The sequence below is a fragment of the Vibrio coralliilyticus genome, from assembly GCF_024449095.1.
GTDB classification, from domain to species: domain Bacteria; phylum Pseudomonadota; class Gammaproteobacteria; order Enterobacterales; family Vibrionaceae; genus Vibrio; species Vibrio coralliilyticus_A.
The window spans coordinates 386681-402579 of the sequence record NZ_CP024627.1; the positions used below are offsets into that span (position 1 = coordinate 386681).

The following is a 15899-nucleotide window of genomic DNA, read 5'->3' on the forward strand; positions in this document are numbered from 1 at the left end:
TACTGCGGACATTTAACACAGAGAGATTGAGACTATGAAAAAACAAGGCGGTTTCACCCTAATCGAATTGGTCGTGGTGATTGTTATTCTAGGTATTCTTGCAGTGACTGCAGCACCTCGTTTTCTTAACTTGCAAGAGGATGCTCGAGAAGCTTCCCTGCAAGGACTAAAAGGTGCAGTTGATGGTGCTGCTGGTATTGTTTATGGTAAAGCAGCCATTAATGGCATTGAGGCTCAAGCATCAGGTTCTGTAGATAGTATCAACGTTGTTTATGGTTACCCTGCTGCAACATCGGCAGGTATCGGTGCTGCTGTTACGGGCTTGTCGACTGACTGGGCAGTTGCGACTAGCTCTGGTTCTTCGATTACGTATGGTTTTGAATCGAATACTTCGGCGACCTGTGCAGTAACCTATACTCAGGCAACGAGTTCTGCTGCTGCCACTACTACGGTGTCTTCTGGAGGCTGTTAAACTCTGAAGGCCAGCAATGCTGGCCTTTTCTTTAAGCCACTCTACTTCTATTCCATTTCTAAATACCTTCTCAAAACTCACACAAATTCCCTCATCAATAGCCTTTCTAATTTATAATCAAATAAGAAAAATTAACTACTTAGGTATGCTATGAAAGTTAAGCGTGATCGAGGATTTACACTCATTGAACTGATCATGGTTATTGTTCTGCTGGCGGTTGTCTCTGTTTATGCGGCCAGCCGATATTTCGGCAAAAGTAGCTTCGATGCCCAATTAATGGAAGAGGCAGTATTATCTTCGTTGCGTTTAACTCAGCTAAGAGCAATGAATCGTAGTAATTTGTGTGGTAGATGGATTCTGAGTGGAAACCAAGCCATTGATATGGCAGCTTCAATAACTTCTGGAGCCTGTAATACTGTTTTCCCAGGTGACACCAGTGACAGCAGCTTTGTCGATGCTGAGGTCGAGGATGTGTCCATAACACTCAATTCTAGCTCCCAAGGGTTTATTGACTTTGATAGCTTAGGGCGACCTTCGCAATGCTCTGCGGCTTCTTGCACAATAGCAATTCAAGGTCAGTCGGGAACCAGCCGATTTATTTGTATCAATTCAGAAGGTGGTATTTTTGCAAATCCGACAAGTTGCTAAAAAAAAGGGTTTTTCACTGTTAGAAATGGTGGTGGTGATCGTGATTATTGGCATCGCAATCGGTGGTGTCTCGATAGCCCTTTTTCCTAAAGGTAAGCAAAGTGCCGACCAAGTTGCGTCAGTCAAAGCTGCTGAGCTTGGGCGTGCAGTATTGGACGAAGTATTAGGGCGCCATTTTGATCAGAATTCTGGGCCGAATGGAGGAGTACCTGAATGCGTCATCGTTGCTCAGGTTGATCGAGTGTTATGTACTTCGGCGGCCAACCTTGGATCGGATTCCGGAGAGTCGGATAAAACGCTCTACAATGATGTCGATGACTTTGATGGGCTGAATGGAGCGGCTCAAGATGTGTTGGGTAATAGCATCGATGATGGCTACCAAGGCTATAATATTGCGATTACGGTTTTTTATGAGCAGGAAGTCGGCGGAACAATGCAAGGCGTAGAATCGACCGCAATGACAAACTACAAGAGAATCAACGTCACTATTACCGATCGGCAGGGGAATTCCTACCCCTTCGCGGCGACAAAAGGGAATTTTTGATGCGTGGTTTTACTCTGATTGAGATGGTGGTGTCTATTACTTTACTCGGTATAGTCGGCTTGTTTGTGGGTGAGGTGGTGCGTCAGTCATTAGTGCTTTATTCCGACTCTGCAAATAGAGAAGCGCTCATTCAACAAGGGCGGTTTGCCACGGAAAGATTACGTCGAGAAATTCGTGAAGCGATCCCTAACAGTGTCGTGGTTGAAAATAACTGCATTGAAATTCTGCCGATTACCAACAGTGCTATTTATATGGATCTTCCTACCCCTTCCTCCGCCTCTGCGTCGATCAGAGTATTACCTGTGGTCAAAAGTATTACCGCGGGTGAGCGTGTTGTCGTTTACCCAACGGATGCCTCTGAGCTAAGAAAAACGATTGATGGCACCGGCCAAATTGCTGAAGTGAGAAGTGATGTTGATTTTACTGCCAGTGGCGCTACGTCTTCTATGGTAGATGTTGATCTGACAGTAAGCACAGGTTTTACGACCTTCAGCCCTGCTGAACGCCTGTATTTCTATCAAGAGCCAGTCGCATTTTGCTTGGTTGGCAATGAGCTAATGCGTTATTCGGGCTATGATCTAGGTAGGGCTTCTCTAACACCAGCGTTGTTGGGTAGTGGTGTTCGAGTTGCTGGAAATCTTAACCAAGTAAATTTTTTGGTCTCAGAACCTCAATTGCAACGAAATGGCTTGGTAAAAATGGAGTTAACATTCTCTGACAATGGAGAGCAGATAAGGTTTGATCATGATGCGCTTATCTACAACACGCCGTAGACAACAGGGCAGTGGATTGTTACTGGTTATCTTCATCATTGTGGTGGTGGTGGGGTTTATGGCCGCTATTGCCAATAGAAACCAAGAGCGTAGCAGTGATCAGCTTATTGCCGCAGTGATAGGCACAAGAGCGGAAATGGCGGCACGCTCAGCCGCTCAGATAGAAATCAGTCGCTTTTACCAACCCGTAACGGATGGCAGTTGTCAGCTTGGGGTTCAACAAACAATTAATTTTAATGGCGGCGGACTATCTCAGTGCTCAGCAACGGTCACATGCTCGTCGTTAGGAAGATTGGATAATAATGTAGAAGTCTTTCAGCTGGTTTCTACCGGGCAGTGTCAGGTTGGGACTTGGCAGTTACAAAGAGTGATAGAAGTGGGAGTACGTAATGATGCCTAGACTGATTTTCATCTTGGTGGCCTTGTTATCTACTCCTACTGTGGCTCAGGAGTATGTGTTATCGCATACCCCTGCTCAGCGCAGTTTACCCCCCTGTTCCTCGGGTAATTGGTCTTTATCATTTAACTCAGGAACGGATACCTATCGTTGTCAAAATGGTAAGGTGGATCTTTCTTCTAATGACACTATCCGTGCTACTGATAATTCAATATTAAGTGCAGATGATGGTTTTAGCTTCGATGGTGGCAATACTGTCGGGAATGCTACTTATACCATTGATCTCGAAGCAAACTATGGTTCATTTGATTGGTCGGAAAGTAGCAATACGCTTTATGGGCGTTTTGACGCAGATAGTACGACTGTATCGCTCGAAGATGTTGAGATGACCGGTGGGATAATCACTGGTGGCGATATCGTTCTTGAAGATAGCGATATTGGTGGAGCTGTACGGTCTGATAATAACAAAGTTGAACTTAAAGGCACCGAAGTTACCGGCAGTGTTTATGCTAATGGTGATATCACTATTGAAGAGTCCTCTAAGGTGACGGGCAGTGTTACTACGCCAAATAACAAAGTGACAGTAAAAGAGTCTGAAGTCGTGGGTGATATTGAATCCAATGGCGACCTTACTATAGAAGATTCTAATATCACGGGTGATTTAACGTCTACAAACAATAAAGTCACAGTCAAGGACTCAGATGTATACGGTGAGGTGAATGCTAATGGAGAAATTACGATAGAAGGTTCAGTCGTAATTGGAGACCTCACCAGTACCAATAACCATATAAAACTAGAAGATGGCTCAGAAGTTATCGGTGATGTTACCGCAGGGCAGCCTAACTGGGGAACCGTTTATGTTAATGATGGCAGTACCGTTGATGGGACATGCTTATACCAGCAATCTCCAGCAAACTCTTGTGGGGTCACCCCTTTACCTGATCCAATTGCTAAATATCATCTTGAAGAATCTACTTGGAATGGTACGGCTAACGAAGTGCAAGATGAGTCTGGTAATAACTTACATGGACGAGCAATTAATGGTGCTTTAACAGCGACCTCTACTCCCGCATTGCCAGCAATTGATAATATGGGAACGTGTGGGTATGGCTATTTTGAGCATGATAGTAACCAATATGTAGAAGTGGCGGACAATAATCTACTCGATCTTAATAAGACCTTAACGGTATCTGCGTGGATTTATCCGACTAGTAAGCCAAACTCGGGGTTATTTAGTATCTTTTCGAAGGATACGAACTTTGAACTTCATCTTGATTCTAATCGAAGGATATATTGGTGGTGGCAGGAAAAAAATAGCTCTACCCGTAACTTAACCAGTAGCTCAACTGTTCCCCTTAATGATTGGACCTTTGTAACCATTCGATATGATTCTAAAAAATCAAAAGCGAGTTTGTTCATTAATGGTGAGCTGAGAGCGAGTCGAAGTTCAAACCAAAATAAGCAATTGCAAACTAACAGTAATCCTTTTCAGATTGGACAAGATCAGAATTATTCGGGGCGAGCATTCGACGGTGCGATTGATGAAGTGCAGATCTTTGATGAGGCACTCACCGAGCAGCAGATTCGTCAGCTTTACCGCCAGCGTCATACATGTGACAACACCCCTACACTGCAGTGTTTCAGCGATGATTTTAGTTCGGGGTCACTCTCTAGCCTTTGGGTCACTTCTACCAGTAGTGGTTCATTCCAGCCAGGTATTGTGAGTAGCCGATTACGCTTTACCCAAGCAGTTCAAAATCAGGCCACTTCATCGACCTATCAACGCTTATTCCCAGCTAAGGATAACTTGGTTGAAATTGAATTTGACCATTTTGCCTACAATGGGTCAGGTGCGGATGGTATTGCAGTTGTACTGTCTGATGCATTAGTAACGCCAAGAGCGGGGGCATTTGGTGGTCCTCTAGGTTATGGATTTAAGACAAATGAACCGGGGTTCGCTGGTGGTTGGCTTGGTGTGGGTCTTGATGAGTATGGTAACTTTTCGAATGAAGGTGGGCAGGGCAGTGACCCAGGACGCCGGCGTCAGTCGGTTGCATTGCGAGGTTCTGGCGTGGATGAAACGGGTTATCGTTATTTAGCGGGGGCTTGTAATAACGGTCAAACCAACCAGAATGGTGATTGCTTATCTCCAACTGTCGATGATAATAACTCTGGAGCAGTACATCGTTATAAGATTGTGGTTGATTCGAGAGTGACGAATGAATCCCAAGTAGAGATCTCACGTAAGATTGGTAATGGTAGCTGGCAATCAATTGTTGGTCCCATTAATGTGTTGGACAGTCAATACAACCAAGCTGCAGTTCCCGACGATTTCTTGCTATCCATTACTGGTTCAACTGGTAGTGTGACTAATATCCATGAAATCGACAACTTCCAAGTTTGTGCGCTGAATTCCCGCCCAATAGAAGATCAAATTGACCATTTCCGTATAACGCATACAGGGCAAGGTGTAACTTGTAACGAATCAGAAGTTACCATCCGAGCATGTAAAGACTCAAGTTGTACAGAAGAATACACAGATACTGTCACGGCAACTCTGTCTCCTGCAACCGTTCCTGGAGGTGGAGGATGGGTTGGTGGCAATGTGAAAACCTTCTCTGGAGGCTCTGGTACTTTTTATATTCGCAAGAATCAGCCAGGCACACTGACATTGGATGTGACAGGTTCTACGCCACCAGCTAAGCCTTTCTCTAGCAATCTGTGTGATGATGGCAGTGGCTTGAGTGAGAATAACTGTGACATGGTTTTTTCTGATAGTGGCTTTGTGATCGATGTGCCTGATAAGTATGGTGCAGAGACTGTGACTGCTACGATTAAAGCGGTTAAGCAAGGTGATAGTGCGACTCAGTGTGTACCTAGTTTTGCTAATGTCACTAAGAGTGTTGACCTATGGAGCCAGTACTTAGACCCTGTTGAAGGGGCTGACTTAATAGGTCAGCCCAAAGTATCGGTAGAAAGCACAGAAATTGGTATTAACGAATCCGATGCCACCAACTTCAACCTATCCTTTAATAGCTCGGGGCAAGCATCGGTTAACCTTAACTATGATGATGCAGGGCACATGCAGCTCAATGCTAAATTTAATGGTACTGGTGATGAACAAGGGTTAGAGCTAACAGGGAGTGGCAATTTTATTAGTGCGCCTAAATACCTAACTGTCAGCGCAGAGAATACCTCTGGAGGTACAGGTGTTTGTAGTAGTGCGGATACAAGTTGTAGCGTTTTTGCGAAGGCAGGAGAAAACTTTACTCTTAAAGTCACTGCTTATAATCAAGATGATGAAGTGACGCCCAACTATAAACATAGTGGCATTACCATCACCCATAGTTTGGTTGAGCCCTCAACAGGCAGCACAGGAAGTATCAGCACCACTTCTTACAACCACGTTCCGATTTTGAATGGTACTAATAGTGTTACACAGTCGGTCTCTGAGGTTGGGGTGTTTAATTTTACGGTTGATCCACCAAGCTCATTTTATGGAAAGACGACTAAACCTATCACCTCAAGCTCTACAGGTAATATCGGGCGCTTTACTCCGGCATATTTTGAGCTTCCGGCGACGTCTACTGGTATTTTGAATACGCCAGTGCTGCTGGGGGCTTGTTCTCAATTCCCGCAGTTTAGCTATATTGGCCAATCATTTGGTTATTCGACTAACCCTGCATTGACGCTAAATCCTAAAGCCGTTGATGGTTCGGATATTGAAAATTATGTTATCGGTAATTGGTGGCGTTACAGTAATAGCTGGGGAAGTCGTAACTATATTGCTGATAATGGTTTAACTATTGCTTTAGACCCCACGGCTTCTCCTAGTGTGACTAGAACTCCCTCTGATGAGAACATCATGGTGTTAAATAATGAGATGATTTTCTACACCAAGGAAACGACACCAATTAATCCTTTTACTGCTAGCTTCCAACTAGTATTAACTGCAAGTGATGTGACTGATTCCGATGGCGTTTGCTTGAAGTCCAACGACTCAGGAGCTTGCCAAGGTATTACCTTTGAGAATGTAGATGACACTATGCAGCTTCGTTGGGGGCGTTTGCTTATCAACGACACCTATGGCTCTGAGATAGCAACGGTGAGGCAGAGACTGGAATTACAACACTATCAAAATGATCGCTTTGAAACTAATACCGATGACTCATGCACCAGCTTCGGGGCGATTGGAAACTTTGTATTTACATCAGGGGAATACACGGTTGTTGACAGCGGTAGCCCTACTCAACCGGAGGTTAATGCTTCACTCGTTTCTGCGACAGCTAGTGGTGGTGAGTCTTGGATAGAATTCACCCCACCGGGTTCTGGCAGTTATGGAACGATTACAACTTCTCTCAACGTGAATTCGTTGTTTCCTTGGCTAAGGGATGATGAAGACGATGATGGCAATTTTGAAAGTACTGCCTCAGGACTGACACAATTTGGTCTCTACCGAGGGAGCGATCGGGTCATTTGGTGGAATGAACAGAATTAGAGACAAGGCGTTTTTTTCGACTTTCGTTAGGAATCTGTTAGAAATTGCGGGTTTCAGCCCATGTTTATAGTTCAATGCCTTGCTGATACGGCAAGGCATTGGTACATTTAGTGCAATTTTCTATCTTCTAATTCTTTCAGGACGAGCGAAGAATATGTTCAAAAAACTTCGTGGCATATTTTCTAATGACCTATCAATCGATTTAGGTACTGCCAACACTCTTATCTACGTCAAGGGACAGGGTATTGTTCTAGACGAGCCTTCAGTAGTCGCTATCCGTCAGGACCGTAACAGAGCAGGCAAAAGCGTCGCTGCTGTCGGTCATGCGGCAAAGCAAATGTTAGGTCGTACTCCAGGTAATATTTCGGCAATTCGTCCTATGAAAGACGGCGTGATTGCGGATTTCTACGTAACAGAAAAAATGCTTCAGCACTTTATTAAACAAGTGCATGACAACAGTGTTCTGAAACCAAGCCCACGTGTTCTTGTATGTGTGCCTTGTGGTTCTACGCAAGTTGAGCGTCGAGCGATTCGTGAGTCAGCGCTTGGTGCCGGTGCTCGTGAAGTGTATTTGATTGATGAGCCAATGGCGGCCGCAATTGGTGCTGGTTTGCGTGTTTCTGAGCCTACAGGCTCAATGGTTGTTGATATCGGTGGTGGTACAACAGAAGTCGCAGTCATCTCCCTAAATGGTGTGGTTTACTCGTCTTCCGTTCGTATCGGTGGTGATCGCTTTGACGAAGCCATCATCAACTATGTCCGTCGTAACTACGGTAGTTTGATTGGTGAAGCAACGGCTGAAAAGATCAAACATGAAATCGGTTCCGCTTACCCTGGCGATGAAGTAGAAGAAATCGAAGTTCGCGGCCGCAACCTTGCTGAAGGTGTGCCACGTAGCTTCAGCCTAAACTCCAATGAAATTCTTGAAGCTCTACAAGAGCCGCTGACAGGTATCGTTTCAGCTGTGATGGTTGCGCTGGAGCAGTGCCCCCCAGAGTTGGCATCGGATATTTCAGAAAATGGTATGGTTCTTACAGGTGGTGGTGCTCTACTGAAAGATCTTGATCGCCTTCTGACTGAAGAAACGGGTATCCCAGTGGTGATTGCTGAGGATCCACTAACTTGTGTGGCTCGTGGTGGCGGTAAAGCTCTAGAAATGATCGACATGCACGGTGGCGATCTATTCAGTGAAGAATAATTGGGTTGGCCTAGTGATTCGCTAGGCTGCTTCGATCGATTAAGGAACTCATACTCAATGAAGCCTATTTTTGGCCGAGGACCTTCACTTCAATTACGCCTGTTTTTTGCAGTCATTATATCAGCCAGCCTTATGCTGGCTGATAGTCGTTTAGGCGCATTTGCCCAAGTACGTTATTTACTTAACAGTATGGTCGCGCCGATTCAGTATCTCGCAGACGTTCCTCGCACCATGTTCGATGACGCTTATGAGCGCTTCAATATTCGTAAAGACTTTATGGAGAGCAATTATCAGCTCAAACGTGAAATTCTGCGTCTCAAAAACGATATGCTGTTATTGGATCAGTATCGTGAAGAAAACCAGCGATTGCGCAAGCTGTTAGGTTCTTCCTTTGTTCGTGATGAGCGCAAGGTCGTTACAGAAGTCATGGCGGTAGACACATCTCCATATCGACAGCAGGTTGTTATCGACAAAGGCCAGATCGATGGGGTGTATGTTGGTCAGCCTGTGGCGAATGAAAAAGGGATTGTGGGTCAGGTAACATTTGTGTCAGCGCATAATAGCCGCGTGTTGTTGCTTACCGACAGCCAGAGCGCGATTCCAGTGCAGGTAATACGTAACGATATTCGAGTCATTGCATCAGGTAACAGTAAAATTGATCGGATTAACCTAGACCATATCCCGATCAGTTTAGATATCCAGGAAGGTGATTTACTGGTGACTTCTGGGCTGGGAGGTGTATACCCCGAAGGCTACCCTGTCGCGCACGTAGTGGATGTGCTTCGTGATACTGCACGTGAATTTGCGGCTATTGAGGCGGAGCCCGTTGTGGACTTTGAACGTCTACGCTATCTGCTGTTGATTTGGCCTAATGACTCTCGGCAAGATAAAATTCAGCAGGCCTTACCAGATAACAGTCAAGAGGTAGTGGGTAATGGCGAATAGTGTATTTAAAGGCAAAATGGTCATTGCCTTTTCATTTTTAATTGCTTTAACACTGCAGACGATTCCTTGGCCTGGTGTATTGGATGTGCTGAGACCTTCTTGGTTATTTTTGGTGATTTGCTATTGGGTTCTTGCATTGCCACATCGAGTCAATGTGGGTACTGCGCTAGTGCTTGGACTACTCTGGGATCTCTTGCTTGGCTCGACACTGGGGATCCGCGGCATGATGATGTCCATCGTGGTGTATCTCGTGGCTCTTAATTTCCTTGTACTACGTAATATGGCGTTGTGGCAGCAAGCAATGCTGATCGGCTTGCTTTCCGTCTTGCTTGATGTGTTGATCTTCTCGGGCGAGTACCTGATTCAAGACATTTCATTTAATCTGCTGTCACTATGGAGTGGCTTGATAAACTGTATTCTCTGGCCTTGGCTGTTCCTATTAATGCGCAGAGTCAGACGCCATTGGCATATAAGATAATTGATGATGAAAAAACTGGTGCTAGCGTCAGGTTCGCCGAGACGCAAAGAATTACTGTCACAACTCGGGTATTCGTTTAGCGTTATTCGCACTGATGTTGAAGAAAGCCAAGCCGTCCAAGAAACGCCTTTTCAGTATGTATCTCGTCTTTCTTTCGATAAAGCCATGGCTGGCGTAGCCATTGATAACGATGCTGTCGTACTGGGTTCAGACACTATTGTTGTTTGCGATGGTACGGTTCTGGAAAAGCCGGAAGATCTGGAACATGCTAAAAGGATGCTAATGCTACTGTCGGGGCGTGCACACCAGGTAATGACTGCGGTGACAGTGGCGACAAACGAACATCAAGAAACTGTAGTGGTCACTACAGACGTTTGGTTTAAGTCTTTGTCAGAAAAAGAGATAGAACAATATTGGCAGACAGGTGAACCATGCGATAAGGCTGGTAGTTACGGAATCCAAGGTATTGGAGGACGTTTCGTGACGCGTATTGAAGGCAGTTATCACGCTGTGGTAGGCCTGCCATTATTCGAAACAGACCAGCTCTTGCACAAATTCTTATAATTTAAAATTTTGAGGTGCGCCGATGAGTGCAGAGTTGCTAATCAATGTGACCCCGAGTGAAACTCGTGTGGCCATGATTGAAGGGGGAACCCTACAAGAGATCCATGTTGAACGTGAGGCGAAGCGTGGAATAGTCGGCAATATATACAAAGGCAAAGTGAGTCGTGTCCTACCGGGCATGCAAGCCGCTTTTGTTGATATTGGCCTCGACAAGGCGGCGTTTCTCCATGCCTCTGACATTGTTCCGCATACTGAATGTGTGGCTGAGAATGAAAAGCAGCAGTTTCAGGTGAGGGATATTTCTGAACTGGTTCGTCAAGGGCAGGATATTGTCGTCCAAGTCGTTAAAGACCCGCTGGGGACCAAAGGTGCTCGCCTGACCACAGACATTACTTTACCTTCCCGTTATCTCGTATTTATGCCAGGCGCAAGTCATGTGGGGGTTTCACAGCGTATCGAGAGCGAAGAGGAGCGTAACCGTCTCAAAAAAGTCGTCGGTCATTACTGCGATGAAGATGGTGGCTTTATTATCCGAACCGCTGCGGAAGGGGCGCATGATTCTGAGCTTGCTCAGGACGCGGCATTCCTCAAACGACTTTGGTCTAAAGTGAATGAGCGTCGTTCGAAGTACAAAACCCGTTCCACTCTGTATGGTGAACTTGGCTTGTCCCAACGTATTCTGCGCGATTTTGTGGGGACAGAGTTGACCAAGATATTGGTTGATTCCCGTTTGGAGTTTGAAAACCTCAAAGAATTTACCTCTGAGTATGTGCCTGAGTTGACAGAAAAACTTGAATTGTATGACGGTGATAAGCCCATTTTCGATATGTACGACACTGAGAATGAGATTCAGCGTTCTCTGGAGCGTAAAGTGGAACTCAAATCTGGTGGCTATCTTATCATTGATCAGACAGAGGCGATGACAACGGTTGACATTAATACTGGTGCTTTTGTTGGCCGTCGCAACCTCGAAGAAACGATTTTTAATACCAATGTTGAGGCGACTCAGGCGATTGCCCGCCAACTTCGCTTACGTAACCTTGGTGGTATTATTATCATTGATTTCATAGATATGTTGTCAGAAGAACACCGTAAGCGTGTACTTACTTCACTGGAAGCTGCCCTTGATAAAGACCGAGTCAAAACCAATATTAATGGCTTTACGCAATTAGGCTTGGTCGAGATGACACGCAAGCGCACACGCGAAAGTATTGAACATATTCTCTGTTCGACTTGTCCAACTTGTGAGGGGCGCGGAAGTGTGAAAACGGTCGAAACGGTTTGTTATGAAATTCTTCGTGAAATCACTCGAGTGAATCGGGCATATGATGCAGACAAGTTTGTGGTTTACGCTTCTCCTTCCGTTGCGGACGCACTACAAGGTGATGAATCGCACGCGCTGGCAGAGCTGGAAGTCTTTATTGGCAAGCAGGTGAAAGTTCAAACTGAGCCCCTTTATATTCAAGAGCAATTTGACGTTGTCATGATGTAGGCTTTTTGTGAACACCATAGCTAGACGCTTAATTCAGGTATTAATGTGGCTCTTGGTGACGGTATTGGTCACCATGGCTGTTGCCATCACCACGTTGCGCATTACTTTGCCACAGCTTAATCACTTCCAAAGTGAGATTCAGGGCTGGGTCAACCAAGGCTCAGAGCTGGACTTCGACATTGATAACATCAGTGGATTCTGGCGCAATACGCACCCTTCGGTCTCTCTACAAAATGTACGCGCGAAGACGCCTGAAAGTAGTGGTATTCACTTTTCGGCACAAACGGTTGAAGTCGAATTTGATCTCATTCAGTCTCTCATTGATAGACGCCCAGTGATTGCTGACCTCAGTATCCATAACCTCAAATTGGATATCAGCTCCATCGAATGGGTCAAGTCGGGTGAGAAGGCGGCCATGCAACCGCAAGGTGAGCAGAAGAGTGTTGTTCAGCAATTAGATCAGCTTCTCCTGCGTCAGCTAGATAGCTTCTCTCTGGTGGATTCTGAAATATTCCTGCAGGGAATTGATGGTTCAAAGCGTGAACTGGAAATAGTGAAGTTATTCTGGCAAAACAAAGGCAGACGCCACATCGCAGACGGTGAGATTAGCATTGCTCACAGCAACCTAAACTCTGCTCAGGTTAAAGCTAACTTTGTCGATCATGGTTCACTAGCGGAAGTGAGCGGTGAATTCTACTTGGCCGTGGATAATGTTTTAGTGACGCCTTGGCTAACCAAGTACCTCAAGACTGAAACAGGGATAGAGAAAGGTCAGGTTAGTTTAAATAGCTGGATTACGTTACAGAACAATAAACCGACTAATGCCTATGTTGCGCTCGAACCTTCAGAACTGACGTGGAAAGAAGGAAAAGAACACGAGCTGTTAATAGAGTCGGGCATTTTACAACTGGAGCCTAAAGGGGAAGGTTGGCAAGTTAACGCTCACTCACTTCAGTTACAAACGGATGGTGAACCATGGCCTGAGTTAGATATGGCTTATCAGTGGCAGCCAGAACACTGGTTGCTCAACATCTCTCAACTTGATCTTAGTGCTATCCTGCCTTTAGTTAAACTGGCGCCAGAATCCAAAAAAACGACTCAGCTCTTGGAGACTTTAGCCCTTGGAGGCTTAGTAGAAGATATTCGGGTTTCGATGAGCGGTGAAGCTTTGGATTCACTCAAATACTCAGCAGAGCTTACTGATGGCTCTATGAAGCAATGGGAGTTGCTGCCGGGTATTCATCAGCTTGCGGCGAAAATATCAGGTGATGTTCATCAAGCTCAAGCCAGTGTGACATTAATTGATGATGTATTGCCTTATGGAGAGGTCTTTCAGGCTCCGTTGAACATCAAGCAAGGCCAAGTGGATATGGTTTGGCAGAACCACAAAGATGGCTGGAGTTTGTGGGCGGATAAGGTAACGGCGGCGACACCCGATCTTCAGGTGCTCGGTGCGTTTAGACTCGATTTTCCCAATGATAAAAACCCGTTTCTGTCATTTTACGCCGAAGCCGATGTATATAATGCAGGGGAAACTTGGCGTTACTTGCCGACTTTGGCCCTTGGGCGAGACTTAACCGATTACCTTTCGACGGCGATTCAAGGCGGAAAAGTGAATACGGCCAAGTTACTCTGGTACGGTGAGCTAGCGGACTTTCCCTACCACAATAATGATGGCATTTTTCAGGCTTGGGCTGGGTTGAAGCAAGCCCAGTTCAGCTTTGATACAGCTTGGCCCACCATCACAGATTTACAACTAGATCTACTCTTCCAAAACGATGCTATGTACCTCGACTCACGCAGTGCAACTTTAATGGATGTAGAGGCCACTAGAATTACTGGCCGTATACCTGAGCTTGCTCCCGGTGGTCATATCGAAATAGAAGCGAGTGCTGTCGCACAAGGTAATGCCGTTCGAGATTATATGACGGCGACGCCATTGGTTGATTCTGTAGGGGCTGCTTTAACAGCGGTACAGGTGGATGGCAAAGTGACATCCAGCTTTAAGCTCAATATACCGTTTAGCTCTGATGAGGAAGTACGAGCTTGGGGCTTCGCTGACTTGGATGAAAATCAAGTTACAATTGAGACGCCTCCAGTAGCACTAGAAACGGTTTCAGGCCGAGTCGAATTTGATAATGACGTCGTCAGTGCGGCAGGTTTGTCAGCGCACTTGTTGAAACAACCTGTAGCGATAGACTTTGCTGGTGAAAATGCAGGCCAAGGCTACAGCGTAAATATTGATGCGGTTGGTGATTGGGATTTGAAACCTCTGACACCTTATCTAGGCGGGCGTTGGACTGAGCCTCTCGATGGCCATGCACCGTGGCGAATGGGAGTTGATATTCAGCTTAATGACGTCGGCTTTACTTACCAACTGGATACTCGTGCTGACCTGAAGCTGGTGAGCAGTCACTATCCTTATCCACTCAATAAAGAATTACATCAATCTGGTGAAGCCAGTATGCAGGCCTCGGGGAATCAGGAAAGTATTACGGCTCGTCTTCAGTTGCCGAATTTGAAGTATCAGGCTGAAATTGACATTCGCCCAGAGACTCCGGTGTTAAAAGCAACAAACCTGATTTTAGGTAAAGGCAGTTTTAAAATGAGCCCGGTAGCGGGTCATCAAGTTCAGATCCGCACGGATAAGTTAGATATTGAGCAGTGGGCAGAACGTCTTTCCCCCCCTACATCAGGTACCCATAAAGCGGTTCTAAACACTATGAATACGCCCGAAATTCCGATGCCAAATCGATTGGAGTTGGATGTAGGGGAACTGACTTTGGCTGGGATAGAATGGAATGATGTTGATTTCACCGCTAAGCGCAAAAATCTGGGTTGGCATATGAGCCTTGAAAGCCAAGAGATCGCAGGTGAGGCAAGCTATATTGAACCTTATGATCTCTCCATCGCGCTCGATAGGTTACATGTCTATATCCCAGCGTTAGATACAGAGTATAAAGATACATCGTTGTTTGAAGCAGGCAAAGATCAGAAAGAGTTGATCAGTGATTTTGAGCGAACCTTCCATGAGCAGATACCCAATATCACGCTTACTATCGATGATTTCTGGCTACAAGGCTATAAAGTGGGGAAAACTCACTTAGATCTTCAGCGTCAAGGAGACCGCCTTGAGTGGAAAAAACTCTCCTTCCAAAGCGGCGCGAATAAGGTGGATATGAATGGTTCGTGGCGACTGACAAAAGAAACCAGTCACACCAATTTTAATATCGCGATGTCAGGTGAAAACAACAGCGATGTGATGGAGCGCTTCGGCATAACGTCTGGCATTCAGCAAGCGCCGTTTGAGATTGACTCAAAAATTGAGTGGGATGGTTCTCCATGGTCGATGAGGGTCGATACTCTCCAAGGGCATGTATCGACTCAGCTAGGTAAAGGTCAAATTTCAGATGTGAGTGGGGCAGCGCGGCTACTCGGCCTCTTTAGCTTAGATTCCATTATTCGAAAAATGCAGCTCGATTTTAGTGATGTATTCGACAACGGCATGGCGTTCAACTCCATTACCGGCAGCGGTGAGATTAAAAATGGTATCTTTCTGACTAATGATATTAAGATGGATGCTGTTGCAGGTGAGATGACCATTAAGGGGTTGGCCAACTTAAACTCACGTACTGTGGATGCGGAGGTAAACTTTGTTCCTGATATTACATCGGGTATCCCTGTACTGACAGCGTTTGCTGTCACACCGCAAACCGCTTTGTATGTTTTGGCTATTACCACGGTGATTTCACCTGTAGTCGAGGTCTTTACTCAGGTTAACTACGAAGTCAAAGGCCCGCTGGATGCGCCAGTGGTTAAAGAGCTGTCGCGAAGCAAAGGTGAGTTTAAGCTGCCGGAAAATTTACGCGAAGCAACGAAAGAGTAAGGAG

Annotated in this window: 12 protein-coding genes; all 12 read left to right on the plus strand. The window is 45.6% G+C overall.

Annotation, left to right across the window (positions count from 1 at the left end; translation table 11 throughout):
• Window positions 1-34 precede the first annotated feature (34 nt).
• The 12 genes from CTT30_RS01790 to CTT30_RS01845 all read left to right on the plus strand — a co-directional run bounded on the left by CTT30_RS01790 (window position 35) and on the right by CTT30_RS01845 (window position 15895).
• Window positions 35-472, plus strand: a complete 438-nt coding sequence (locus CTT30_RS01790; protein ID WP_252035888.1) for a prepilin-type N-terminal cleavage/methylation domain-containing protein — start codon at window positions 35-37, stop codon at window positions 470-472.
• Window positions 473-622: 150 nt separating this feature from the next.
• Complete coding sequence (locus CTT30_RS01795; protein WP_239871321.1) at window positions 623-1120, plus strand: prepilin-type N-terminal cleavage/methylation domain-containing protein; 498 nt, start codon at window positions 623-625, stop codon at window positions 1118-1120.
• Window positions 1098-1664, plus strand: coding sequence for a prepilin-type N-terminal cleavage/methylation domain-containing protein (locus CTT30_RS01800; protein ID WP_252035889.1), 567 nt, complete (start codon window positions 1098-1100; stop codon window positions 1662-1664). Before CTT30_RS01795 ends, CTT30_RS01800 begins: the two co-directional genes overlap by 23 nt.
• On the plus strand, window positions 1664-2437 hold the full coding sequence (locus CTT30_RS01805; RefSeq protein WP_239876684.1) for a PilW family protein: 774 nt from the start codon (window positions 1664-1666) through the stop codon (window positions 2435-2437). The genes CTT30_RS01800 and CTT30_RS01805 overlap by 1 nt, the downstream gene beginning before the upstream one ends.
• A complete protein-coding gene (locus CTT30_RS01810; RefSeq protein ID WP_252035890.1) occupies window positions 2409-2837 on the plus strand; it encodes an MSHA biogenesis protein MshP in 429 nt (142 codons plus the stop codon). Before CTT30_RS01805 ends, CTT30_RS01810 begins: the two co-directional genes overlap by 29 nt.
• The gene (locus CTT30_RS01815; RefSeq protein ID WP_252035891.1) at window positions 2827-7332 is read left to right on the plus strand and encodes a DUF6701 domain-containing protein; all 4506 of its coding nucleotides are present in this window, start codon (window positions 2827-2829) and stop codon (window positions 7330-7332) included. Before CTT30_RS01810 ends, CTT30_RS01815 begins: the two co-directional genes overlap by 11 nt.
• A gap of 154 nt (window positions 7333-7486) precedes the next feature.
• Window positions 7487-8530 (plus strand): rod shape-determining protein, encoded by a 1044-nt coding sequence (locus tag CTT30_RS01820; RefSeq protein ID WP_004747218.1) that lies wholly within the window; start codon window positions 7487-7489, stop codon window positions 8528-8530.
• Window positions 8531-8587: 57 nt separating this feature from the next.
• Complete coding sequence (mreC, locus tag CTT30_RS01825; RefSeq protein WP_239835122.1) at window positions 8588-9475, plus strand: rod shape-determining protein MreC; 888 nt, start codon at window positions 8588-8590, stop codon at window positions 9473-9475.
• Window positions 9465-9953 (plus strand): rod shape-determining protein MreD, encoded by a 489-nt coding sequence (mreD, locus tag CTT30_RS01830; RefSeq protein WP_239871306.1) that lies wholly within the window; start codon window positions 9465-9467, stop codon window positions 9951-9953. The genes mreC and mreD overlap by 11 nt, the downstream gene beginning before the upstream one ends.
• Before the next feature lie 3 nt (window positions 9954-9956).
• Window positions 9957-10517, plus strand: coding sequence for a Maf family protein (locus CTT30_RS01835; RefSeq protein WP_275667395.1), 561 nt, complete (start codon window positions 9957-9959; stop codon window positions 10515-10517).
• Between the two features lie 22 nt (window positions 10518-10539).
• Window positions 10540-12009, plus strand: a complete 1470-nt coding sequence (rng, locus tag CTT30_RS01840) for a ribonuclease G (protein WP_239835124.1) — start codon at window positions 10540-10542, stop codon at window positions 12007-12009.
• Between the two features lie 43 nt (window positions 12010-12052).
• The gene (locus CTT30_RS01845; RefSeq protein WP_252036590.1) at window positions 12053-15895 is read left to right on the plus strand and encodes a YhdP family protein; all 3843 of its coding nucleotides are present in this window, start codon (window positions 12053-12055) and stop codon (window positions 15893-15895) included.
• Window positions 15896-15899 lie beyond the last annotated feature (4 nt).

Coding starts and splice junctions, on each gene's coding strand:
- CTT30_RS01790 (WP_252035888.1), top strand. CDS start 35: ATGAAAAAACAAGGCGGTTTCACCCTAATCGAATTGGTCGTGGTGATT.
- CTT30_RS01810 (WP_252035890.1), top strand. CDS start 2,409: ATGATGCGCTTATCTACAACACGCCGTAGACAACAGGGCAGTGGATTG.
- CTT30_RS01835 (WP_275667395.1), top strand. CDS start 9,957: ATGATGAAAAAACTGGTGCTAGCGTCAGGTTCGCCGAGACGCAAAGAA.
- CTT30_RS01795 (WP_239871321.1), top strand. CDS start 623: ATGAAAGTTAAGCGTGATCGAGGATTTACACTCATTGAACTGATCATG.
- CTT30_RS01845 (WP_252036590.1), top strand. CDS start 12,053: ATGTGGCTCTTGGTGACGGTATTGGTCACCATGGCTGTTGCCATCACC.
- CTT30_RS01820 (WP_004747218.1), top strand. CDS start 7,487: ATGTTCAAAAAACTTCGTGGCATATTTTCTAATGACCTATCAATCGAT.
- rng (WP_239835124.1), top strand. CDS start 10,540: ATGAGTGCAGAGTTGCTAATCAATGTGACCCCGAGTGAAACTCGTGTG.
- CTT30_RS01815 (WP_252035891.1), top strand. CDS start 2,827: ATGATGCCTAGACTGATTTTCATCTTGGTGGCCTTGTTATCTACTCCT.
- mreD (WP_239871306.1), top strand. CDS start 9,465: ATGGCGAATAGTGTATTTAAAGGCAAAATGGTCATTGCCTTTTCATTT.
- CTT30_RS01805 (WP_239876684.1), top strand. CDS start 1,664: ATGCGTGGTTTTACTCTGATTGAGATGGTGGTGTCTATTACTTTACTC.
- mreC (WP_239835122.1), top strand. CDS start 8,588: ATGAAGCCTATTTTTGGCCGAGGACCTTCACTTCAATTACGCCTGTTT.